The sequence below is a fragment of the Thalassotalea euphylliae genome (assembly GCF_042682785.1).
Taxonomy (GTDB): Bacteria; Pseudomonadota; Gammaproteobacteria; order Enterobacterales; family Alteromonadaceae; genus Thalassotalea_F; species Thalassotalea_F euphylliae.
Window position 1 is genome coordinate 1,164,774 of record NZ_JBHUIB010000001.1, and the last position, 22,515, is coordinate 1,187,288.

Genomic DNA, 22,515 nt, shown 5'->3' on the forward strand with positions numbered 1-22,515 from the left:
GGCGCTTTCTCAAATTTTTAAACGCTGTTAGCTTATGGTTTTAAGCTTGCGTAAAATGCCGATAGGTTGTCGATATCAGCGTCAGATAAACCCATTGCCATTGGTGCCATTACAGGGTCTTTGCGAGCACCAGAACGGAAATCTTTTAATTGCTTAGCAAGATACGCTTGTTTTTGACCAGCTAGGTTAGGGTACATTGGAATTGCTGAAACACCTTCTGCGCCGTGACATGCCGCACACATTGCTGATTTCGCTTTACCTGCCTCTACGTCACCAGCAAATGCTGGGGCAGACATCAGAGCAGCTGTTGCAATAGCAAGAGTCATTTTTTTCATAATGTCCATCTCTCTTTGATGATTAGAATTTTTTTGAGCCTTTACCGATTATATGGAAAAAGACCTAAGTTGTCCTTGATTTTTTTAGTATTATAGCGGCTTCCGTCGGTACTTGCTCAAGATACTTGTTCAAAACTCAAGATTACATACGATACATAATCTATTAGCGTTTACTCTTAATGTTAGCCTGCCATAAACTGTTCGTTTGCCCCCCTAGCGTCGAATACGGACAATACACTGGGATAGCAAGCCGCGCTATGCTAACAAAGATAAGTATGAGAAAAAGTGACCTTGATCAATAAAGCCATTCGCTAAAACACTCGTCAAACTGATAATGGAGAAGAAATGCAACAATTAGCCATGACTCACGTAAAGCAACGAGAGCATTGTATTGATATTCGATTAGCACAATCGTTTGACGAAGACGACGTTGAGTCGATTGCTGAAAGTTTGATTCAAAGACACCTTGATGCTCGCACCATAGAAAATATTTCTGGAGCAGACCGTTTCAACGCTCGATTTATTTTGAACAGCAGTACCTTCGTCCTCAATTTTGAAATATACAGCCAATCCTGCTGGATAGACATTGAAAGCAGTGAGCTCAATAATGATTTTTACCATATCCTGACAACGCTTCAACAGCATATACGGTAGGAGTAGGCCGATGGATAAAGGAGAAAAAATACTTGTCAGTGCGTGCTTTTTGGGAGCTAAAGTACGATACAACGGCTTAGCAAAGCCATTACATCACCAGCTACTGGAAAGGTGGCTTGAAGAAAAACGCGTGATTACCGTTTGTCCTGAAGTTGCTGGTGGTATGTCGGTACCGCGAGAGCCAGCAGAACAGGTACATGACAGAGTAATTACCGTGTCTGGTAGCGACGTTACTCAACCTTTTGCGTCTGGTGCTCAACATGCGCTCCATTTGTGTCGTCGCCACAACATTAGGTTTGCATTGTTAAAAGAATACAGTCCATCGTGTGGCAGTCAGAAAGTTTACGACGGGAGTTTTAGCAATACCAAAATCAATGGGCAAGGTGTTACAGCATCACTGCTCTCAGAAAACGGAATTCGTGTGTACTCAGAAGAAACAATTGAGCAATTAGCAGCAGCACTAGCTGACGTCTGATTAAACAACCGCGACTTGGTTTCTACCGCTGACTTGCGCGCTTAGTAATGCTTGTTTAGTACGTTTTACGAAAGAAGATAAACTGTCACGGCGCTGGTATTCAGACACACCGAGAGAAATGGTCATTTTAGGTAATCGAATACCAGACTTACTACTGATAAACCTGAGCTTCTCCACACCTTGTCGAATTTTTTCTGCAATTTCAGACGCTACAGACGCTTCAACATCGGGCATCAAAATCAGAAATTCTTCGTTGCCAAGACGCACAGGTAAGCCACTTTCACCCACATAGTTGCTGACTTTATTGGCTATTTTCGACAAAATCACATCACCAATCAGTGAACCAAATTTTTCATTAAACTCTTTGAAGTGATCAACATTAACCACTACCGCCGCAAGCTGCTTATTGGGGTCATTCGTAGTCCATGCTTCAAAATGTTTATGCAAAGCTTTTTTGTTATACAAGCGAGTAATAGGGTCAAGATAAATTTCTTTGCGTGCTTCGGCCAACTCTGTTTGCAGCACTTTCGCTTGTTGTTGGCTTTGAAGAAGCTGTTCAGTTAATTGCCTCTGCTTCGCCATGAACTGCTGTGATGCGGCTTTAAGTCGCTGAATAGACTCTTCCTGCTTTCGTGCATCACCTTGTTCTATATCAGTAATCGCTGTGTCTACTTGCTCAACAAATTGCTTACTCTGCACTGTGGAGGTTAAGCAAGATTCTTTGACCTGACTGGTAATATCGGCAACATCATCAAAAATACTGTAACGAAAGTCACTCTGTCCCAACACAAACTCATGATAAAGCTCTTCAATAGTAAAATTATCAAGGTATTGTTGATTAAAGATATGTTGGTCAATTTTGGTTATCAGTGGCGTGTTTTTTTCACTGATATACTCGTAAGCAAGCGCATAATTGATCGGAGTCGCAGGCAACTTCCACTGCGCTAATTGTTTTAGCGTAGTAGCAAGTTTTTGCTCTGCTTGTGATATGGAATCGTGGTGCTTCAAGGATACACACTTATTATACTTCTACCTACCCTCCCATTCTGTCTAAAAATCTTGAAAACTTCTAGCATTGAATACAATTTTTATAGTGGTTGAACCAATAAGTTTGCTGTCATGGCTATTTTCGATGCAAAAGCTGTAACAAAAATGCGCAACGTCGCCGTTGAAACTTGGATTCCTGAGAGTAGAATAACCGCTTGACCGTTGAAATTGCGCAACCATGACAGTGACTTCTGAAAGCTTATAACGCATCCAATTTATCTATGCCTCAGAACAATACGAATTGTATGTGAAAGAGCTCACACAAGGACACCTGTTTGGTTTTATTGAAATTGCTGGTTTTGTCTGGAATACCCACACTAGCTTGGTACTGGACCCAAGCCATGAAAAATTAAAACATTAAGCGAAAAAATAACGCAGTTTCCTCACCCTATATACACGCCCAAAGGCGAATAATAAACAACAGGCCCGCTTATGAAATATATTTCACTGTTTTTGGTTTTGTTATTAACGGCATGTAGCCAAACAGATAGCAATAGCAACAACAAGGCAAATACTGCTGACACGGCACTAGCAAAAGTTATTTCCACTTATCAAACTTACGAAGAGCAATCCAGCCCTTTCAACAAACCCGAGCCGGGTGGCAACAATGCGAATCTGCCCAATGTGAGCTCACAAGCTTTAGCCCTAAATCATCAAAAGCTCACGGTTATTTTTGAGTCATTAAACCAGGTTAACGTCGATGACTTAACCGAAGCGAATAAAATTAATCATTCCGTGTTGCATTACCGCATAAAGAACCAGCTTGATAGTTATACCTACAAAGAACATCTGATGCCGTTAACCGCGGAATCAGGCTTTCATGCTTATATCAGTTTTATTAACCGCATGGTGGCCTTCAAAACTGAACAAGACTACCTAGACTACATTAGTCGACTTTCTCAGTTTCCTATCTATTTTTCGCAGCAAACAGCGTGGATGCGACTTGGTCTAGAACAGGGATACTCACAGCCTAAAGTTGTGCTAACAGGGTTTGAAGAGTCGATTAAAGCATTTATCAAAGACTCACCTACCGATAGCGGCTATTACCAACCGTTCAAAACGATGCCTAAGCATATTTCAGAAGAGAAACAGGCTCAGTTACGTGCACAAGCACTGAAAGTTATTGAAGAGAAAGTGTTTCCGAGTTACCAGCAATTTTATGATTTCATGGTAAACGAATACATGCCCAATGCACGACAAAATATTGCGGCAACCAGTCTGCCTAATGGAGACGCATTTTACGACAATCGCGTAAAACACTTTACCACATTGGACATGACTGCTGACGAAGTACATGAAATTGGTTTGGCAGAAGTAAAGCGCATTCGTGCTGAAATGCAGGCTATTATTGACGAGCTAAACTTTGAAGGCAGTTTTGCCGATTTCGTTGAGTTTTTACGTACCGATCCTCAGTTTTACGCCAAAACACCACAAGAGCTGCTCAAAGAAGCCTCATTTATTGCAAAAAAGATGGATGCAAAGCTACCTGGGCTATTCAAAACCCTACCGCGGACGCCATATGGGGTTATTGAGGTACCTGCGAGCATTGCCCCTAAATATACGACAGGTCGATATTCTGGCCCCTCACGCGATGACCAACCTGGTAACTATTGGGTAAATACATATCGACTCGATCGCCGCCCGTTGTATGTGCTAGAAGCATTAACTTTGCATGAAGCTGTGCCTGGCCATCATTTACAAGGCTCTATCGCTAGAGAAATGGAGAATGTACCTGAATTTAGAAATCGTACGTATATTTCGGCCTTTGGCGAAGGCTGGGGGTTATATTCAGAGTACCTTGGCATTGAGGCAGGTTTTTACCAGGATCCATATAGTGATTTTGGCCGCTTAACTTATGAAATGTGGCGAGCAGCTCGCCTAGTGGTTGATACGGGTATGCATGCCAAAGGGTGGACTCGCGATCAAGCGTTAGACTTTTTAGCAAGCAACACCGCGCTATCAATGCATAACGTTACCACCGAAATTGATCGCTATATCTCTTGGCCTGGTCAGGCGTTATCTTACAAAATTGGGGAACTTACCATCAAACGTCTTCGCTATGAAGCCGAACAAGCCTTAGGTGAAGAATTCGATATCCGCGAATTTCACGATAAAATCTTAGAAAATGGCTCCATGCCTCTGTCGATGTTAGAGAAAACGATCAGAGCATATATTGCTAATGAGCAATTAAAATCAAATAAGTAGCTTAAGAAAATATTCTAAGGTGGCAGCTTCTGCTGTCATCTTAGAAAGTATTTGCTAAGCAAAAATGCGAACCAACGCATAGAAAAGAATAATTAGAAATTTGGGAATTCATTTAGACGAAAAAGGAAGGGCACGCAAAGCCAACGGTGGGTCACAAAAGAGGTTGAATCCTCATATAGACAAGCCCCCACTATATCTAAATTCGGCAGTCCCGCCATCTTAGGTTTCCCCTTAGACCGGTAACTTTGCGTCTCTAGTTTTCACCAGATTTGCCTTTAACGAGTTTTAGTAACTCAAGACGAATTATAGACAAGCGATATTATTTGTAAACCTTTATTTGAAGACCTACACAGTGAAGGGCTAGAATGGCACACTATGTCGCTCATAAACGCGCTTCCAAGGAATTGCATTTCTCACATGTCGTGGACCAGAATTATTATTGTATTCGGATGGTTATTTTGTTGTAGCTCAGCATTAGCGCAACATTCAAGAGAAACCATTCTCAGTAATACAGATCAAGTCAACAGCTTTTATGACGCTGGTCAGGAGTCGTTACCACACGACAAAATTCTGCAGTTAGCCACCGATATTGTCAGAAACCGCTCACAATACACCAAAGAAGTCATTGCTCGTGCATATGTGTTACTGGCTGAGGTTGCCAATAATCGAGGTGATGCGTCGCGTGCGTTTCAATTCGCTGTAGATGGACTCACTTACAAACCATTGCCTGCAGAATTACAGTTAAACTTGGAAACCAAACTTGTCTCCGGTTATTTCGTCAAGAGTAAATACCACAACGTTTTCTATTTTGTAGAGCAAGTGCATGCGTTGGCAAAGGAGCATAATTTAGTTAAATACCAGCTACTGGCATTAGGTTATCGCGCCATGGCAAATGCAATTGTCGGTAATGATAAAAAAGCCACGGACGACTTGCTTGCACTCAAAGCTATGGTCGATGACAACAAAGAGTATGCGGAACACATTGAATTACTTGAAATAATCGCCAGCTCTTACCATTACCTAGGGGATTTCTCTACCGCATTGCGTATTCACGAACGAGTGCTAAAGCTTCGTTTTGCGTTGAATAAAATGAATGGTTTAGACAATACCTATTACAACCTAGCTAGCGCCTATCACAAAGTGGATAGGCTCGACGATGCCTACAACGCCTTTTGGGAAGCCAAGAAAATAGCAGAAGCAAATGACTGGCCCCTCAAGCGAGCCTATGCTGAGCTTGGTCTCGGTCAAGTTCTGCTCGACCAAAAGGATTATCAAAACGCTTATTTAGCACTTATAGAGGCGGAAAATTCTTTTAAGGGGCAAAACCTCAACAAGCCATACATGAGCACACTTATTGCGTTGTCAAAAGCAAGTGCTGCCACCAATAGACTGGATTATGCGGACACATTGTTAATCGCTGCGGAAGAATTGGCTGAGGTTGCTGATGTCAGTAGCGAGCAAATTGAACTTTTTGTCTTACTCGCTCGCCGCTATCAACGATTAGGCGATACACAAAAAGCCTATAAATATTTAAATAGATACGTGAAAAATCAGCAGCAATTTTTCCCTCTATTTCAAAACAATGAAACAGACAGTGTGTTTGTAGAGGCCCCTACAGCGAGCAACAAAGCGTTAGCGTTAGAGCTCGCAGAGAGCTACGAAGTGCACACTGAATTCTCGGATAAGCTCGAAGAACAGAAGCAATTGACGTCAATGCTGGTGCTATTTGGTTTGCTATTGCTTGTCGTTAATTTCTTACAGTGGCTTTCCTACCGCTCTCGCAAGCAGAACTATGTGTATGAGCAACTTGAACGACCCTCTTATATTTTGCCGTCTCCCGCACAAACCAAGTATATTTATCATCGTGCGTTTAAAAAGGCGCGCAAGTACGAATACCCCTTGGTGATAGGCTATTTGGCAATCACTAACTGGCAAGATTTAACCTTCAGTTTTAACAAGCGTGTTATCAATGAAGTGAATAAAACCATTGCCACCATGATCAATGAACATTTGGGGGAATTTGATCAGACAGGGCAAATTAATGACGGTGAATACATAGTGTTGTATCCACACCATCAAACTCAGGAAGCTAAAGAAAAATTTGAAAAAATGATCGAAGCAATAAAAGTGAGATTTTTTGCAAATTTAGGCGAGTTTTCTGTCAATCTGCAGTACTCTATTGATGCACCAGTCGCGCAAGATATAGACCCCTATATATTCCTATCGCGATTAAGTGAGCGTTAGTGTTGATTTAAGAAGGACGATACATACCTTATGTTATTTGTAGCTATATTTGCCGCCATTTTCGTTGTTGTCAGCATATACTTCTATTTTCGTTCGGAACGATTGCAATACGAGCTTGTTAAATTAAAGCGTGATACGGCACAAACACGCAAAGAAAACAAACAACTCTCTGAAGCCATTGCTTTTGTCGCAGCTAAGCAAGAAGAGTTTTTCAAATTTCGTTTAAATCAACTGAAAGAGCAAGCTGAAGAGTTAGCGCCGCAAGTTGCCAGCGATATGACCTTGATATCACCACTTATCAGTAATTACGCCAATATATTTAATGCTTGTATGGTGGGTAAAGAAAAGCTACAGCCGGTATGTCAAAAATCTATTGAAGGTGTTGCAGCGGGCAGTTACCAGCGATTTTTAAAGTTCATTTCAGGTCAAGAGAAACATGTAAAGCGCCATTGGTCGAGCAACAACGTTAACGGGTTAATGTCTTTGATCGAGGCTTTACTTGCCAATTTTCAGAAAGAAATTGACGCCACAACTGGACAAAATAAGCAGCAAAAAACAGGCAGTTGGTAATCCCATAGCACTTAGATAAACGACAGAAACAAAAAAAGCGCTGTAATGAGCGCTTTTTTCTTGGTGATAAAAATTAAAACTAAACTCTTATTTTTATCTGCGGCGCAGTGTTAATTTCACCGTCGCCTGAAATCGTTGCTGTTTTGCCGTCGCACAAAAGTATTGCAAGGTTGCCTAGACTGCTACCTCGAATAAATGCTAAATCATAACCAAACTGGATTAAGCTACTGGCTGCAAATTTTTGCGCCAAAGTAAGCTTGTCCCATAACAGCGAATTGTCGTGCTCTGTTTCACTTCTTCGTTCAAGTAAAACTTCGCGTTTTGATACCGCTTGCATAGCTGCCTCTAACTATAATTAACGCTGACATTACATGTCATCATCATCACCCTAGCCAATATTGAACATAAATTCAACAATTAAACGTGATGCGCAATAAATAATTCATATATAGAAGAACGAACAAACTGGCAAAAATGTTCAATAAAACATACATTCTATCGTCAACGCGCTATTTTCAGGCTAGTAGAAACGCTATAATTTCATCTAAATAACTGGAAATAGGTGAGTTATGAGTCAAGTACTCGATGATTTGTCATCATTGCTATCGTTAGAGACGATCGAGCAAGGTATTTATCGCGGTCAAAGCCAAGATCTAGGCTTTAAAGCGCTGTTTGGCGGCCAAGTACTGGGACAAGCCCTATCAGCCGCGCAAGAAACAGTCGCACCAGAGCGTCAAGTGCATTCATTACACTCCTATTTTTTGCGTGCCGGTGATGCATCAAAACCTGTAGTTTATGAAGTGGAAGAACTTCGCAACGGCAAAAGCTTCAGCGCCCGAAGAGTGCAAGCGATTCAAAATGGCCAAACTATCTTCTTTATGACCGCATCTTTCCAAGCGCCGGAGCCTGGTTTGGCACACCAAGACGTCATGCCGCAAGTGCCACCACCAGAAGAGGTTGCCTCTTACCAAGATTTTATTTTCGAGAATCAGCATGTATTGCCCGACGCCGTGCGTGGAAAATTCCTGGCAGAAAAGCCTATCGAGATTAAACCGGTTGAACAATATAACTGGGTGAATCCCGAAAAAATGCCTGCTAAAACGCATATGTGGATTAAAACGAATGGTGCACTGCCGGATGATCTTCGCGTCCATACCTACATGCTAGCGTATACATCTGATTTCCAATTCCTGCCTACGGCACTGTTTCCTCATGGTCAAACCCACTGGAATCCCAATCTTCAGATCGCCACTATAGATCACGCGATGTGGTTCCATCGCCCATTCCGCTTTGACGACTGGTTGCTATATGCCATCGATAGTCCGTCAGCAACCAGTGGGCGTGGTCTAGTGCGCGGCCAAATTTTCAACCGTGAAGGTGAACTTGTTGCATCAACCATGCAGGAAGGCGTGATTCGTCTGTATAAAGGCTAATGGAAAAACAGCAGAGAGTTGAACAGCGATAACTACTTAGTTATCGCTCGTTGCCAGTCATGACCTGTAGGGTGCTGGAAAATCCGCAAGTCAAACTCAGGCGCTACAGCATACAGGTGGTCAAAAATATCAGCCTGAATACCTTCATAATTTACCCAGTTCTGATCATTACTGAAAAAGTATAACTCGAGCGGCAACCCGTCTGGCTGCGGTGCAAGTTGCCTTACCATGCACGTCATCTCTTTGTGCACTTTCTCATGTTGCTTTAAATACGCTTCGATGTAAGCGCGATAGGTGCCGATGTTAGTCAGTTGACGCTGATTAAACCTGTCATGTTCATCTATGCCTGCATGGTTTCTATGATCGCATAACTCTTGTTGTTTTTGCTTTAGATAAGGTTCAAGTAGCTTGAACTGCTTTAAACGTTCTATTTCGTCAGGCTGATAAAAACGAATGCTCTGCACATCAACAGGAATCGCTCGCTTAATTCGGCGTCCGCCTGAATTAAACATATCGCGCCAGTTTTTAAATGAGCCACTAATCAACGCATAAGTCGGCACTGTTGTAACGGTACGATCGAAGTTTTGTACTTTAACTGTGTTTAGGCCAATCTCTAATACATCGCCATCTGCGCCATACTTTGGTAACTCTATCCAGTCCCCTGGCGCGACCATTTTGTTTGCCGCAATTTGGATACTAGCCACTAAACCTTTTATCGTATCTTGGAAAACCAATAACAAGACCGCAGTAAGGGCACCTAAACCGCTCAGTAGGTATATCGGTGAACGATCAATAATAACCGACACTGCCAATATAGTCGCAACGAGATAAATGGCTAATTTGATTACTTGAACCGCTGCACTAAGCGGCATATATCGGGTTTTCGCTTTCGCTTGATAAATATGGCGAATCACGTCCAATATTGCAGCAATACATCTCGCCACTTGGAACACTAATGCCACTTTTACAATAATTGCTAACGCGGGAATTAAAGAGGACTCTTCGTCGAGAAAGGCGGGAGCAAGCACGAAAAGAATAAACAATGGCACCAGCATCGCCAACTTCTCGAAAACTCGGTGACTCACCAGCAAGTCATCCCATTTGTTTTTTGACTTCTCAACAAGCTTTTGAAGCATCGACACTAAGCGATGCTTCACAACATATTGAGCCAACCATGCAAATACCAGCAATAGCAAAAAGCCAGACACGTTGGCCATTAAAAGCAATTGGCTATCAGGTACGCCTAGCTGCTGAAGTTGCAAGGTTATCCATCGATGCATCTATTTCTTCCTTTCTGTCACCATCTGCTCTAATGTCGCATCTTTACTCTGCCACAGTTCATTTATCCAACCTTGGAAAGACTGTTTAAACGCTTTGTCATTAAAGTAATCACCACTAATACGTTCATCAATATCCAGCAACTCGATATTCACGTCAATTTCTTTTACTCGACCAGAGATAAAGTCTGCGAACGTAGGAATACCCTCTGGGTAGTATATCGTGACATTCACTATTTTCTGGAGATGCTCTCCCATCGCGTCTAAGACGAAAGCAATGCCGCCAGCTTTGGGACGCAGTAAACGCTTAAAAGGGGCTTTTTGCTTGTCATGCTTTTGCTGCGTATATCGAGTGCCTTCAATAAAGTTCATCACGCTAACCGGCTTATGTTTAAACTTTTCACAAGCTTTGCGAGTGGTTTCAATATCTTTACCAATTAAGTGCGGGTTCTTTTTCAGAAATGCTTGGCTATAACGCTTCATAAATGGAAAATCTAGCGCCCACCATGCAATACCCAGTACCGGTACATAAATAAGCTCTTTCTTTAAAAAGAACTTCAAGAACGGAATTTTTCCATGCAGCAATCGCTGTAGTACCAGAATATCGACCCAGCTCTGGTGGTTACTCACCACTAAATACCAATCTTTCTTTGCTAACTTGTCGAGGCCAGTAACCTTGTAATCCACTTTCGTGAAAAGGTTTTGAATGAAGGTATTACAAGCCACCCAATTGCTTGCCATTTGATCTAACAAGTAACTCGTTACTTTCTGCCAACCATTCAACGGAATAAGCGCTTTCAAAAATGAACTTAACACCACAGGAATCACCCAGAACAAGGTGTTAATGGTGTAACAAAGCATAGATAAGAAACCAAGGATAGGGCCTGGCAAAAAACTCAACATAGTCAACAAAATCAAAAGTGAAACGACAGTTAACAAATTGTAAGCATTTCCGCGTCAATTGGAAGTGGCTAGTTGATTAACTTTCAATCTGGTTAACCATTAAAAACAACACGTTCGCACCAAATTAGCGCAAAAATCACGAACAAGCGTGAAAAGTTGACTGATTTACTCAACTTTTAGCATTCAACAAAACGAACGATATAGATAAACAAAGGCGTAAACCATTGATTTTAAAATTGGTGCAATAATCGACACATTTTTCCTTACTAATCTTTTCGTATGTCGTAATAAGATCATCAAATCGTCGAAAACAAGGATATTCATGCAAATATTCGCTAAACCTATTAAAAAGATCGATTTCGTTTAAACAAACTTGCAAAAGTTGATTGCTATTTGCCCAGTAATAACGGCATGCTAAAGGAGAGTGAATAAGGAGGAGAAATGAACTTTCAACGTGTTGTTATCAAAGTAGGTAGTGCTTTGGTCGCGCCAGATAAAAATGGTTGTAGCGGCAAATACTTACTTTCTATCGCCCGCTTCGTTACCGCTTGCCAACAGGCTGGCAAAGAAGTGATTTTAGTGTCGTCTGGCAGTGTTGCTGCTGGTCGCTCATTAATACAACACGGCTCTCCCAACCCCTCAATCCCCACAAAACAGGCGATGGCTGCAGTGGGACAAATGAAAATGATGGCCAATTGGCAACGCTTTTTCGACGTGCCTTGTAGCCAGTTGCTGATTACTCACGGTGATCTAAAAGACCGCAGTCGCTACATCAACATCAAAAATACCATTCGTATTTTATTAGAAAACGGTGTGATTCCTATCGTCAATGAAAACGATACGGTAGCCACTGAAGAACTAAAAGTGGGCGACAATGATAACTTGGCTGCACTTGTCGCATTAGTGAGTGAAGCCGATGCACTGATGATATTGAGTGATGTAGACGGCGTGTACGATCAAGATCCGCGTGCAAATCCTGAAGCCAACAAAATAAGTGTGATCAGCGACATTACTCCTGAGATTTATGCCATGGCAAGCGGCACGAGCAACGTTATCGCTACAGGTGGTATGCAAACCAAAATTCAGGCCGCTGATAAAGCAACTGAAAACGGCATAGCAACCTATATCGTTGATGGCTCAGACGCGACCGTATTTGATCAGCTATTGCAAGGAAGTAACCCAGGCACCCTGTTCGAAGCGCGCCAAGCACCAGTGAAAGCCAAGAAAAACTGGCTAAAACACACCCTTAAAAGTGCAGGGCAAATTCATCTGGATGACGGTGCGAGCAAAGCTGTCGTTAATGGTGGCGCCTCATTGCTGCCTTCAGGTATTAGCCAAGTCGCGGGAGAATTTTCTGCCGGTGATTCTGTTGATCTCATTTCAGCAAGTAACGGCAACACCATTGCCAAAGGCATTTGCCAGTACAATCATCACGATCTTGCCAAAATCAAAGGTAAGAACAGTAAGCAAATAGATAACATTCTTGGTTATTGCCCCAGCAAAGTTATCGTGCACAGAGACGATATGGTCGTACTCAGTGCCAGTTGAGATTGACGAATTAGGGCAAATGAACAGGATTACACATATGACACATTCAAATTTTTCAATGACGACTATGGCGCAACAAGCAAAAATCGCCAGCCGTCAGGTAGCACAATTAAACACAACCGAAAAAAACACACTATTAGATGAAATGGCAACGGCCATTGAAGCTGCCAGCGCAGACATTATTGCGGAAAACGCCAAAGACCTGAGTGCTGCTCGAGACAAAGGCCTAGCAGAAGCTATGGTCGATCGCTTAGCGCTAACGCCAGAGCGCATCGCAGATATTGCCAGCGCCATACGAGAAATCACTCAACTGCCAGATCCAGTTGGGCACATCAGCAACATGCAATTACGTCCTAATGGTATGCAAGTCGGTAAAATGCGTATCCCGCTAGGCGTTATTTCAATGATATATGAGGCACGTCCCAACGTAACAGCAGAAGCTGCAGCGCTATGTTTAAAAGCAGGTAACGCTGTCGTGCTAAGAGGTGGTTCTGAAGCTATTCACAGTAATTTGGCACTAGCCAATTGCTTGCACCAAGTGCTCGCAAAACATGACCTGAATCCTTATATGATTTCAGTCATTCCAGATACAAGTCGCGCGGTCATCGAAGACTTACTCAAGCAAAGAGAATACATTGACTTAGTGATTCCTCGTGGTGGCGAAGGGCTTATTCGTTATGTAACCGAAAACAGTCAAATCCCTGTCATCCAGCATTTCAAAGGGGTTTGTCATTTATATATCGATAAATTTGCCGACCTCGATAAAGCGGTGAACTTATTGGTGAACGGTAAAACCGATAGACCAAGTGCTTGTAATTCAATCGAAACCTTATTGGTTCACAAAGACATTGCGGAGCAGTATTTACCACTAGCCGCTTCAGCACTTGAACCATACAAGGTGAAAGTGCATGCGTGTGCCACTAGTCTGCCTTATTTTAGTGGTGCAGAGGCAGCAACTGACGATGACTTTCATGCCGAGTATTTAGCGCAAGAAATTGCGATAAAAGTGGTTGATAGTTATGACAGTGCAATTGAGCACATCAATGCATTTACCTCTGACCATACTGAAGTTATTGTCAGTCAGGATATCTCACGTTGTCAGCAATTTATTCGCCAAATCAATTCGTCAGTTGTAATGGCAAATGCATCATCGCGTTTCTCTGACGGAGGGCAATTAGGACTAGGCTCTGAGATTGGTATTTCAACTAGTAAGCTGCATGCCTACGGTCCAATGGGACTCGAATCACTAACAACGGAGAAATTTATCGTTTTGGGTGATGGGCAAATTCGATAGTTCCATTCGATAAAAACTATTGAGAAAAGGAGCATTTATGCTCCTTTTTTTATTGGCTGTCATTTATCTAGGAAGCAAGAGAAATAAGCAGTTATGTAAAGCTTCATTCAAGAAAGGTAAAGGCTCGTTCAAGAAAGCTAAAGAAATGCAAAGATTACGTAAAGGTGCGAACTAACATCGCCGCTATCACTCTATCATGTCGCTACTCGGCAGCCGCACTGCCAAATTTTTACTGCAAAGAATGAATGATAAAAGAGATAACTTTATGGGATTGTTTAAACAAAGTTCACGCCGCACGGTGATGACATATAGCGGAATTGCTATTGCGCTGAGCTTCTTAGCGGGCTGCGACTCCAGCAGCAGCGATGGTGACGATATCGGTTACCTTAAGTTTTATAACGCATCTAAAACTGCACCTGCAATACACCTCACCATCGACGAAGACTTGGAAACAAGCGAAACTGATGAACTAGAAATTACTTATACCGCTATTGAATACGGTGAGGCATTAAACATCGCCGAGATTTCACCTGATAACTATTTTTTTGAGCTGGCATGGCAAGACGGTGACAGCACTGAACGCAGTGAATTAGAGTTGATTTATGAAGATGCCCTAACCATTCAAAAAGACACCATGAGCCTAGTGGTACTGAGTGACGATATTCAAACACCGTTTACCCAAGTATTGGAAATCCCCATTATTGATGACGACGATGATGATGTTTATGACCTCTTTAACGTTCGTGTCCTCAATATGTACCCGAGTGGTGACGCTGTTGATATTTATATTTCAGAAGACGATCAAACCTTTAACGAAGCTGAATTAATCGGTAGCTACGTTTATCGCGAGCTGTCTGATAACCACAAGTTCGACCAAGGCAGTTATGTTTTCTATTTAACGGCCGAAGGTAGCGATGAGGTGATATTCACGTCTGACAGCATCGACTACAGTTATTCCTCGCAATACATCATGGCTATTCGAGAAAATGATGGCGCAGGTTCATCGCCTTACTCGATTGATCGTATTTCAAACTCGTCAATTACCCACTATGACGATATTAATGCGCAAGCAAGTGTCAGTTTTTATAACGCTGTTGCCACTACCGATTACTTAGAGGAGTATTCAGGCACTGCAGATATATACCTCAATGGTGTTGATGACTCACCTGAATTTTCAACACTTAACTTTGGCGAGCTCAGCAATGCGTTAACAGTTGAACACGGCGACTTTAGTGTCGACATGAACGACAGCAGTAATGGCTCAACCATACTAAGTAACCACTTACTTTCACTCCCAACGAACAGCAACAAAACGGTTTTCATTTTCAGTGATGAGCAGCATGTCGACGAAGATGGAGACGGTAACGTTGATGAAGACGGAGACGGCGTTGTCGACGAAATCGAACTTAACGTTTACACACTCGTTGCGGAGAACAGTGGTAGCAGCAGTATTTACAGTCACGACGTGAACATCATCAACTTAGTTGATAACGAAGACTTCACCAGTGTCACCACCTACTTTGTTCGCAGCAATGAAACCATTGAAACAGCGACATACAAAAAGACAGTGGGCTTTCCAGGTCAAGACGATATTACCTTGAATAACAACACGTATCAGGTCTACGTGATAGCCGAAGAAAGCGGTAGTGAAATTATCCTGACGTCCTTCGAGCTCATACTTGATGAAGAATCAGTCGACCAGTTTTTGGTTATTGAGAATAGTACAGGCTCTGCAACCGGTTATAAGGCCACCATTCTCAATCAGCCAGGGCTAACAGAAGCAGATACAGACGACGAATAAGGGAAGTAGACATGGATGCCTTTTCAATGCCAGAGCATCTTGCTCCCCTAGAATTATCGACATTATCGAGACGCGTATTTATCTCAGACAATGAGTTGGAGCTAACGGGACTTGAATACAACTTACTTCAATTGCTGGTGACACAGTCACCAGAATTGGTGAGTAGAGAGCACATTGCTCAGCATATATTCAACAAGCCACTGGTGGTGTGCAACTTAAGTATCAACTGCCACATTTCAAATTTGCGCGTAAAGCTTGGTGTGCATACTCAGCAAATCAAAATTAAGTCAGTCAGGGGCCGTGGCTATGCGCTTGTCGCTGCGTAACCACTAACTTACTTTACGCGAAAAGTGTTTCCCAAGACGCTGCCCTCGGTTGGCTTACTAGCTTGCCAGCTGAGGGTGGCTTTTTATTTTGTTACCACTTTTTGTGTATCAAACCTGCTTCTGATATTCACAAAGCACAATGAAATCTTTAGAATAATTCTCCTACTATCTAGAGAGTTGTTATGCACAAAACACTGTCACAACTTATTGTTATTACCTTGATGTTACTGGCTTTTTTGAGCCAGGCCTTTGCTGGTGCTAACCCGATGACTTGTGCGCCTGCAGACAATACAGCCACACAACACCTCTCAGACAGTACAAATCAACCAGTAAAATCGCAGCATATTATTACCGATTACTCGCTAGATAATATCTATGACAATGAAGCCGAATGCTGTGACGTCGATTGTTGTGAACGTGACTGTGTTTGCTTCACTAGCGGCTGTGCGTCTATTGTCTATATCAGCACAACGCCAGTATCGACCCAATTAAATGTTGCGCGAAGCTTGTCGGCAATTGTCTCTACTGAACACCCTATTACACGGATAACGGCGTTATATCGCCCTCCTATCTTTACCTCATAAGGCGCTTCGCCTTTCACGTTTGACCCCATTAATCGCCAGCTCAAATGAGTCACTGGCACCCAATTACGATCAAGCATTTTTGAGGTAAACATGCTTAACAACCCAATTAACAAGGCAGTATTGATACTGTTGATGCCTGCGTATTTTCTTTCAGGTGAAGTATTCGCTAAAGAAGATTTTGCGGAAGGAAGTTTCACCGCAGAAAATCAGCACCAACACTCACAACACATACAACATCAGGAAAAAGAAAAGGAACAACATGGCGAACACCATGCGCATGACAGCCATGAGCATGAAGAAAGCCATGGTTCAGAAGAAAGCCATGACCATGACCATGACCATGACCATGACCATGACCATCACCACGATACCGATATCGAACGCATTCAAGTAAGCGCATCGCGCCTGGGCAGAATTGTTACCGAATCTGCTACACGCACTGAAATCATTAATGGTGAAGAAATCCAAGAGAAAGCCATTATGCGCCCCGGCAATATCTCAATGCTGGTAGCGGAAACGGGCGGTGTTCGTGTGCAAAACACATCGCCAGCCTTGGGCAGCGCCAATATACGTTTGCAAGGGCTCTACGGTCGCTATACACAATTACTCAGCGATGGATTACCGCTTTATGGCGGGCAAACGGCATCGATAGGCTTATTACAAATTCCACCTACAGATTTAGCGACGGTTGAAATCATCAAAGGGTCTGCATCATCACTGTATGGCGGTTCTGCTCTTGGGGGCGTTATCAACCTAATCTCGCGTACACCATCTGATGAGTTCGAGGGTGAGGCGTTACTTAATGTGACATCGCGCGACGGACAAGACTTTACCTCTTACCTTGCGTCACCCATTGATGACGCGTTTAGTGCATCAGTTACTGCCGGTATTCACCATCAAGCCAAGCAAGATCTAGACGATGACGGTTGGATAGACATGGCAGACTACAACCGAGAAACCATACGTCCACGCTTGTACTGGCAAGGTGATGACGGTGAGAATCTTTATTTTACTGCGGGTGTCATGAGCGAACACCGCGAAGGTGGCACAAAAGGCAATGCCACTGCGCCAGACGGCAACCCATTCCCGCAAAACCAAGACAGTTTGCGCACAGACGTGGGCTTTGTTTACGACCAACCGCTAGGCGAGGTAACTAACCTAAACGTGCGTGGCTCTGCTATGAAACAAGATCACGAGCATGAATTTGGCACGGTTCAGGAAGATGATACGCACAAGAGCTACTTAGTTGAGTCGAGCGTTTCAGGTTATACCGACCAAACCGCTTGGCTTGTAGGTGCTGCATTTCAGTCTGAGCAATTTAGCTCTGATACGTATGATGAGTTTGACTATACCTATGATGTTCCGGGCATATTCTCTCAAGTAGATTACGACGCTAATGACGATATTTCCCTTTCATTGAGCGCACGTACCGACTGGCACAGTGAATACGGCACTCAAACAAGTCCACGTGTATAGGTATTGTACAGTCCTGAAAATTGGATCATACGTGGTGCCTACGGCCAAGGCTACTTTGCCCCTAGCCCATTTATTGAAGACATAGACGAGGCGGGCCTTTCGCGACTTACACCGCTTGAAAATCTTGAAGAGGAACAAGCGACGACTGCCTCTCTAGACATAAGCTACACCACGGGTAGCCTTGAAACCAGCATGACCTTATTTGCTTCTGATATCGACAACGTCACAGAACTTCGCACCATTGACGGCGCAAATTCGACGGACGATAAGCAAGTCGAAATCGTTAATGCTGATGGCGAAAGTGAAATTCGCGGTGCTGAACTTCTTATGCGCTATCGTTGGAACGACATTAAGTTTACGGGTAGCTATCTTTATACCGACGCGACTAAAGAAAAGGAATTTGGTATAGGTCGAACGCCAATCGCTCTTACGCCGCAACATTCAGCTGGACTGGTCGTGATGTGGGAAGAACATGGTAGCCATATTGTCGGCTTTGAAGCCTATTACACTGGTACTCAGCACCTTGAAAATAATCCGTACCGAGAGAAGAGTGACCCATACTGGCACCTTGGACTACTAGGGCAAATTACCGTCGGTCGCATCAGTTGGTTTATCAATGCCGAAAACTTGCTGGATATCCGTCAAACCAAAGACGACCCTTTGTTATTGCCAGAGCGAGCACCAAGCGGACGCTGGACCACAGATATTTGGTCTCGAAATGATGGCTTTATCGTCAATGCAGGATTGCGTATTCAGTTTGGGAGTTAACAACGGATAATCGCCATTAAGGTTATTAAGCAATAGCTATTTGCATTGTGTCAACGCTACTTGCTTGATAGCCTTTTGACTGAGCCAACGAGTAATTTAGTTGTTCAACTAGAAGTTACTGCGCAATAACTACGCAAGGAGGGTGACTTGAACACATTGATAGTAGCATTGATCAGTTTCATAGTAGGTTTAGCTTTATCAGGCTTTATCGCCGTCAAATTTTTTGTTTACGGTGGTCAATCTGTCGCTAATGTAGAGCTGAAAATTTACAACCAGGCACTCGAGTCGATCGAGAAAGGCAGAACAGAAAACTTTGTAAAAATAGCCTGCCTTTTATTGCCCATAGCCATAGAGAACAAAACCCAACTAGACGCTTCAATTTTTGCGCATGACGAAAGTGACCTCTACGAATACGGAGCAGTAAACCATGTAATCGAAGCTCAAAACCATCTATCAAAAGGTGGGATTTGTGGTCAAACTTTGTAAAGTTATTACACTGATGCGATCCCAACGACTAATCTCGCCAAACAAAAGATATTCTTTGAAGCATTATGAAATACTTTTTTGCTTGTCGCGTTTAATTTACCTGCCATAGTATCAATGACTTAGCGACAATCTCGCTAGCAATACACAGCCATTGATAATAACTATAAGCAGGGAAGGTTAAATGACAGCAACAAATGACAAGGTCAATAAAAGCCGAAGAGATTTATTAGTAAAAGCGTCTGTTGCCGCTTCAGTTGTCGCAACAGGCGGTATGCTCAACCAAGTTCAAGCAGCAACACGAAATGAATGTGGTATTCCAGGCAAAGTCGAACCCAATTACGTAAAGCCACCCAAACAAGTTCCCGCTAAGGAAGGAGTGATAGAACTACCGGGTGGTGCAGGGCTTTACTACTGGGATACCGGCGGAACTGGCCCTGCTATATTACTTTCACACCCTGGTCGCGGCAGCGCTCTTACCTGGCCTTATCAACAACCCGTATTCGCAGCAGCTGGTTTTCGCACTATTGCTTACTCTAGACGCGGTTACTTTGGCTCTCCGGCAGGCTCCAAAGAAGATAGAGGCAACTATGCCGATGACATTTTGGCACTGACCAACCACTTGAACGTAGATAAGTTTCATATCTTGGGGCTAGCTGCTGGCGGTTTTGCGGTTTCAGATTTTGCGGTGTCATACCCTGAAAAGCTGCTCAGTATGGTTATCGCCTGTAGCTTGTTTGGTCGTTGGGACCAGAATATCGAAGAGCGTTCTTCGTTTATTCTATCGAAAGGTTTTCATGATCTTGGCCCAGAATTCAAAGAGCTTGGCCCTTCTTACCGCTGGGCTTACCCGGAAGGCGTTGAAGAATGGCTCAACATGTACAAAAAGTCGCAGGGTGATGGCGTCAGACACGGTCAACCAGCCAAAAGTAAGATTACTTGGGAGAAAATGCGTGCTGCAAACATCCCTACATTTTTTGTTGCTGGCGGCGCGGATTTATACCAGCCCCCCTCAATGATGCGTGCAGCAGCAATAGAACTACCAAACAGTGAAACCCTCGTAGTACCCGAAGCTGGCCATGCTGTGCAATGGGAACAACCGGAATTGTTTAACCGTGTAGTGCTGGAGTTCTTCAAGAAACATAGTTAACTCGGCTTTCCTCTCATGGCCGCTATGTATACACATTTGCGGCCTAGTGCTAAGCAAACTGATCAATTATCTAAAATAATGATAAATTAACGCTAATTAACTGACATTGAGGCGACTATGAACGCAAAAACCAGAGGGTCATGTAATTGCGGCACCGTTACCTTTCAAATACACACTGTGCTCAACGATGTTTATATTTGCCATTGCTCTATTTGCCGAAAGTCGACTGGCAGCGGCGGTATCGCGGTTTGTGTTGTCCCAAATACCCAATTCGAATGGCTAACTGGCCAGAATGATATAAAAACGTGGTACAAACCGGGACATGACTGGGAAACCACCTTTTGCACCTATTGTGGCTCGCCTTTACCCGGCAAAAATGACGACAACAGCACCTATATTCCCGCCAGCCTATTGGATACCAATACAGAAGCACTCGCGGTTAAAAAGCATATTTTCACCTGCTCAAAAGCGCCATGGGAAGTTATCCCGGACAACGATGGTGCTGAATAATCGCAAATTACCTTAAAGAAGAACTCTGTGAATAATACAAATACCGACATAGACATTGCCTTTCGCTTTTTACGATTAGATAAAATGCAGGCATACACACTAAAACACGAAGTCATGGGTGCATCATTCCTTGAAACTGATGACCCTAAGAGCTTTATCGGTGTTGTCGAGCTATCACAGCACGCTATTCATGACATCAACGATTTTTTTGTGCGCCAACAAGTCTCTGTTGCCCACTGTGACATACTGGTATCAGCTGCAACACCTGCAGCAACAATAAAAGTGCCACGAGTAGTTAACGAAATGTTGAAGTACATTGACTGCCAACTGACATATTCAATAAAGATCGTTTAAGTTAGCAAGTTATAACGGAATACTCTTCAAACACTATTATCTTCAAATCAGCCAAAAGGATTTCGCTACATGCTTGATGCTTTATTCAAACGCAATACTATTTCTAAAATTGCCCGAACGTTACCACCGCTATTGGTAGACGCCTACGACAAGCAACAGACATATACTGCCGAGCAAGTAGAATCGGTGTTTCGTGACGCGTTAACACATGATCACAACATCGAATACAGTTATGCCATGTTTTGCACGCAAGAAGAATTTGACACACTAGCCTTTGAAGCTAGCTATGATGAATTAAGGCAGCATGTATCGAAAACGTGTTTTGGCAGTTGGCCACGCTTTAATTTTGATACCTTACTTGACTATGCAATGCGAGCTACTCAAGGCGGTGATGGAGCATTCTTTAGCGGTGACGCTGGCGATGGCGGCTGTGGTGGCGGTGAATAGTAAAAAAATAGCGAACTGAGTGCCTGATGGAGAGTGAACCTCAATGACTGAAAAAGAAAAAATGTTAGCCGGAGAACTCTACAACCCTAAAGATTCTGAGCTAGTGAACATGCGATTACAGGCCAGACTGCTCACTGAAAAGCTGAATACAATCTCTGTTGCGGACAATGACAAACGCACTCAGCTGATCAAACAATTATTTGGCACCACAGGTCAAAATATCTATATCGAGTCGACGTTTAACTGTGATTACGGCTGCAATATTCATGTAGGCGATAACTTTTACGCGAATTTTGGTTGTGTGATTTTAGACGTTGCCAAAGTGCGCATTGGCAGCAACTGCATGATTGCACCGCAAGTGGGTATTTATACAGCAACGCACCCTATTGAGCCGAATGCGCGTAATAGCGGATTAGAGTTTGCCAAACCTATTTCTATCGGTGAAAACTGTTGGATTGGCGGGCAGGCGGTGATTAACCCCGGTGTTACACTAGGTGATAACGTTGTTGTGGCGTCGGGCGCCGTCGTCACAAAAAGTTTTGGTGACAATGTGGTGATTGCGGGTAATCCCGCTAAGGTCATTAAACACATTGATGCCGATGAAAAACATTCGCCCCAAAGTAGGTAAAGG

At 43.2% G+C, this 22,515-nt stretch carries 23 protein-coding genes, 1 pseudogene and 1 riboswitch; of the genes and pseudogenes, 19 read left to right on the forward strand and 5 right to left on the reverse strand.

The features are described from left to right. Window positions 1-32 precede the first annotated feature (32 nt). Window positions 33-335 carry a c-type cytochrome gene (locus ACFSJY_RS05295; protein ID WP_386031854.1) on the reverse strand — a complete coding sequence of 101 codons (303 nt, stop codon included), beginning with the start codon at window positions 333-335 and terminating at the stop codon, window positions 33-35. A gap of 345 nt (window positions 336-680) precedes the next feature. On the opposite strand from ACFSJY_RS05295, the gene ACFSJY_RS05300 reads away from it, so the two are divergent. Then, window positions 681-989, forward strand: a complete 309-nt coding sequence (locus tag ACFSJY_RS05300) for a DUF3630 family protein (RefSeq protein ID WP_386031855.1) — start codon at window positions 681-683, stop codon at window positions 987-989. Between the two features lie 10 nt (window positions 990-999). Next, window positions 1,000-1,464: a 2-thiouracil desulfurase family protein gene (locus tag ACFSJY_RS05305; protein ID WP_386031857.1), complete on the forward strand. Its 465-nt coding sequence runs from the start codon at window positions 1,000-1,002 to the stop codon at window positions 1,462-1,464. Here the strand turns inward: ACFSJY_RS05305 and ACFSJY_RS05310 are convergent, their stop codons facing one another. Continuing rightward, the gene (locus tag ACFSJY_RS05310) at window positions 1,465-2,472 is read right to left on the reverse strand and encodes a GGDEF domain-containing protein (RefSeq protein ID WP_386031859.1); all 1,008 of its coding nucleotides are present in this window, start codon (window positions 2,470-2,472) and stop codon (window positions 1,465-1,467) included. Window positions 2,473-2,758: 286 nt separating this feature from the next. On the opposite strand from ACFSJY_RS05310, the gene ACFSJY_RS05315 reads away from it, so the two are divergent. From ACFSJY_RS05315 to ACFSJY_RS05330, 4 genes are all read left to right on the forward strand, one after another. Further along, window positions 2,759-2,872, forward strand: a complete 114-nt coding sequence (locus tag ACFSJY_RS05315; RefSeq protein ID WP_386031861.1) for a DUF1820 family protein — start codon at window positions 2,759-2,761, stop codon at window positions 2,870-2,872. Between the two features lie 71 nt (window positions 2,873-2,943). Then, on the forward strand, window positions 2,944-4,716 hold the full coding sequence (locus ACFSJY_RS05320) for a DUF885 domain-containing protein (protein WP_386031863.1): 1,773 nt from the start codon (window positions 2,944-2,946) through the stop codon (window positions 4,714-4,716). Window positions 4,717-4,917: 201 nt separating this feature from the next. Continuing rightward, window positions 4,918-5,000, reverse strand: a riboswitch (cyclic di-GMP riboswitch). A gap of 133 nt (window positions 5,001-5,133) precedes the next feature. Then, a complete protein-coding gene (locus tag ACFSJY_RS05325; RefSeq protein WP_386031865.1) occupies window positions 5,134-6,960 on the forward strand; it encodes a tetratricopeptide repeat protein in 1,827 nt (608 codons plus the stop codon). Window positions 6,961-6,990: 30 nt separating this feature from the next. Continuing rightward, window positions 6,991-7,530 carry a hypothetical protein gene (locus ACFSJY_RS05330; RefSeq protein WP_386031867.1) on the forward strand — a complete coding sequence of 180 codons (540 nt, stop codon included), beginning with the start codon at window positions 6,991-6,993 and terminating at the stop codon, window positions 7,528-7,530. A 79-nt stretch (window positions 7,531-7,609) separates the two neighbouring features. Here the strand turns inward: ACFSJY_RS05330 and ACFSJY_RS05335 are convergent, their stop codons facing one another. Beyond that, window positions 7,610-7,867, reverse strand: a complete 258-nt coding sequence (locus ACFSJY_RS05335) for a hypothetical protein (RefSeq protein WP_386031869.1) — start codon at window positions 7,865-7,867, stop codon at window positions 7,610-7,612. A 232-nt stretch (window positions 7,868-8,099) separates the two neighbouring features. Here ACFSJY_RS05335 and tesB point away from each other — a divergent pair, with 232 nt between their 5' ends. Beyond that, on the forward strand, window positions 8,100-8,963 hold the full coding sequence (gene tesB / locus ACFSJY_RS05340; RefSeq protein WP_386031871.1) for an acyl-CoA thioesterase II: 864 nt from the start codon (window positions 8,100-8,102) through the stop codon (window positions 8,961-8,963). Window positions 8,964-8,995: 32 nt separating this feature from the next. Here the strand turns inward: tesB and ACFSJY_RS05345 are convergent, their stop codons facing one another. Together ACFSJY_RS05345 and ACFSJY_RS05350 are read right to left on the reverse strand one after the other, a co-directional pair. After that, on the reverse strand, window positions 8,996-10,243 hold the full coding sequence (locus ACFSJY_RS05345) for a mechanosensitive ion channel family protein (protein ID WP_386031873.1): 1,248 nt from the start codon (window positions 10,241-10,243) through the stop codon (window positions 8,996-8,998). Further along, window positions 10,244-11,143 carry an acyltransferase gene (locus ACFSJY_RS05350; RefSeq protein WP_386031875.1) on the reverse strand — a complete coding sequence of 300 codons (900 nt, stop codon included), beginning with the start codon at window positions 11,141-11,143 and terminating at the stop codon, window positions 10,244-10,246. 441 nt (window positions 11,144-11,584) lie between these two features. On the opposite strand from ACFSJY_RS05350, the gene proB reads away from it, so the two are divergent. From proB to ACFSJY_RS05410, 12 genes and pseudogenes are all read left to right on the forward strand, one after another. Further along, window positions 11,585-12,691 (forward strand): glutamate 5-kinase, encoded by a 1,107-nt coding sequence (gene proB, locus ACFSJY_RS05355; RefSeq protein ID WP_386031877.1) that lies wholly within the window; start codon window positions 11,585-11,587, stop codon window positions 12,689-12,691. Between the two features lie 37 nt (window positions 12,692-12,728). Further along, a complete protein-coding gene (locus ACFSJY_RS05360; RefSeq protein WP_386031880.1) occupies window positions 12,729-13,985 on the forward strand; it encodes a glutamate-5-semialdehyde dehydrogenase in 1,257 nt (418 codons plus the stop codon). Window positions 13,986-14,250: 265 nt separating this feature from the next. Then, on the forward strand, window positions 14,251-15,786 hold the full coding sequence (locus ACFSJY_RS05365) for a hypothetical protein (RefSeq protein ID WP_386031882.1): 1,536 nt from the start codon (window positions 14,251-14,253) through the stop codon (window positions 15,784-15,786). Between the two features lie 11 nt (window positions 15,787-15,797). Then, window positions 15,798-16,112: a winged helix-turn-helix domain-containing protein gene (locus ACFSJY_RS05370; RefSeq protein WP_386031884.1), complete on the forward strand. Its 315-nt coding sequence runs from the start codon at window positions 15,798-15,800 to the stop codon at window positions 16,110-16,112. Between the two features lie 182 nt (window positions 16,113-16,294). Beyond that, window positions 16,295-16,696, forward strand: coding sequence for a hypothetical protein (locus ACFSJY_RS05375; protein ID WP_386031886.1), 402 nt, complete (start codon window positions 16,295-16,297; stop codon window positions 16,694-16,696). Window positions 16,697-16,924: 228 nt separating this feature from the next. Next, window positions 16,925-18,940, forward strand: a pseudogene (locus ACFSJY_RS05380) (TonB-dependent receptor plug domain-containing protein). A 147-nt stretch (window positions 18,941-19,087) separates the two neighbouring features. Continuing rightward, window positions 19,088-19,426: a hypothetical protein gene (locus tag ACFSJY_RS05385; protein WP_386031888.1), complete on the forward strand. Its 339-nt coding sequence runs from the start codon at window positions 19,088-19,090 to the stop codon at window positions 19,424-19,426. 181 nt (window positions 19,427-19,607) lie between these two features. Beyond that, window positions 19,608-20,573, forward strand: coding sequence for an alpha/beta fold hydrolase (locus ACFSJY_RS05390; RefSeq protein WP_386031889.1), 966 nt, complete (start codon window positions 19,608-19,610; stop codon window positions 20,571-20,573). A gap of 117 nt (window positions 20,574-20,690) precedes the next feature. Next, window positions 20,691-21,083, forward strand: a complete 393-nt coding sequence (locus ACFSJY_RS05395) for a GFA family protein (RefSeq protein WP_386031891.1) — start codon at window positions 20,691-20,693, stop codon at window positions 21,081-21,083. Window positions 21,084-21,110: 27 nt separating this feature from the next. After that, window positions 21,111-21,437, forward strand: a complete 327-nt coding sequence (locus ACFSJY_RS05400; protein WP_386031893.1) for a hypothetical protein — start codon at window positions 21,111-21,113, stop codon at window positions 21,435-21,437. Between the two features lie 69 nt (window positions 21,438-21,506). Then, the gene (locus ACFSJY_RS05405) at window positions 21,507-21,884 is read left to right on the forward strand and encodes a DUF6559 family protein (RefSeq protein WP_386031895.1); all 378 of its coding nucleotides are present in this window, start codon (window positions 21,507-21,509) and stop codon (window positions 21,882-21,884) included. 43 nt (window positions 21,885-21,927) lie between these two features. Next, window positions 21,928-22,512, forward strand: coding sequence for a sugar O-acetyltransferase (locus tag ACFSJY_RS05410; protein WP_386031897.1), 585 nt, complete (start codon window positions 21,928-21,930; stop codon window positions 22,510-22,512). Window positions 22,513-22,515 lie beyond the last annotated feature (3 nt).

Bases quoted from the DNA above. Each gene is read 5' to 3' on its own strand.
- tesB (WP_386031871.1), top strand. From the start codon at position 8,100: ATGAGTCAAGTACTCGATGATTTGTCATCATTGCTATCGTTAGAGACG.
- ACFSJY_RS05390 (WP_386031889.1), top strand. From the start codon at position 19,608: ATGACAGCAACAAATGACAAGGTCAATAAAAGCCGAAGAGATTTATTA.
- ACFSJY_RS05365 (WP_386031882.1), top strand. From the start codon at position 14,251: ATGGGATTGTTTAAACAAAGTTCACGCCGCACGGTGATGACATATAGC.
- ACFSJY_RS05320 (WP_386031863.1), top strand. From the start codon at position 2,944: ATGAAATATATTTCACTGTTTTTGGTTTTGTTATTAACGGCATGTAGC.
- ACFSJY_RS05395 (WP_386031891.1), top strand. From the start codon at position 20,691: ATGAACGCAAAAACCAGAGGGTCATGTAATTGCGGCACCGTTACCTTT.
- ACFSJY_RS05295 (WP_386031854.1), bottom strand. From the start codon at position 335: ATGAAAAAAATGACTCTTGCTATTGCAACAGCTGCTCTGATGTCTGCC.
- ACFSJY_RS05405 (WP_386031895.1), top strand. From the start codon at position 21,507: ATGCTTGATGCTTTATTCAAACGCAATACTATTTCTAAAATTGCCCGA.
- ACFSJY_RS05360 (WP_386031880.1), top strand. From the start codon at position 12,729: ATGACACATTCAAATTTTTCAATGACGACTATGGCGCAACAAGCAAAA.
- ACFSJY_RS05345 (WP_386031873.1), bottom strand. From the start codon at position 10,243: ATGCATCGATGGATAACCTTGCAACTTCAGCAGCTAGGCGTACCTGAT.
- ACFSJY_RS05335 (WP_386031869.1), bottom strand. From the start codon at position 7,867: ATGCAAGCGGTATCAAAACGCGAAGTTTTACTTGAACGAAGAAGTGAA.
- ACFSJY_RS05375 (WP_386031886.1), top strand. From the start codon at position 16,295: ATGCACAAAACACTGTCACAACTTATTGTTATTACCTTGATGTTACTG.
- ACFSJY_RS05330 (WP_386031867.1), top strand. From the start codon at position 6,991: ATGTTATTTGTAGCTATATTTGCCGCCATTTTCGTTGTTGTCAGCATA.
- ACFSJY_RS05325 (WP_386031865.1), top strand. From the start codon at position 5,134: ATGTCGTGGACCAGAATTATTATTGTATTCGGATGGTTATTTTGTTGT.
- ACFSJY_RS05350 (WP_386031875.1), bottom strand. From the start codon at position 11,143: ATGTTGAGTTTTTTGCCAGGCCCTATCCTTGGTTTCTTATCTATGCTT.
- ACFSJY_RS05410 (WP_386031897.1), top strand. From the start codon at position 21,928: ATGACTGAAAAAGAAAAAATGTTAGCCGGAGAACTCTACAACCCTAAA.
- ACFSJY_RS05370 (WP_386031884.1), top strand. From the start codon at position 15,798: ATGGATGCCTTTTCAATGCCAGAGCATCTTGCTCCCCTAGAATTATCG.
- proB (WP_386031877.1), top strand. From the start codon at position 11,585: ATGAACTTTCAACGTGTTGTTATCAAAGTAGGTAGTGCTTTGGTCGCG.
- ACFSJY_RS05305 (WP_386031857.1), top strand. From the start codon at position 1,000: ATGGATAAAGGAGAAAAAATACTTGTCAGTGCGTGCTTTTTGGGAGCT.
- ACFSJY_RS05300 (WP_386031855.1), top strand. From the start codon at position 681: ATGCAACAATTAGCCATGACTCACGTAAAGCAACGAGAGCATTGTATT.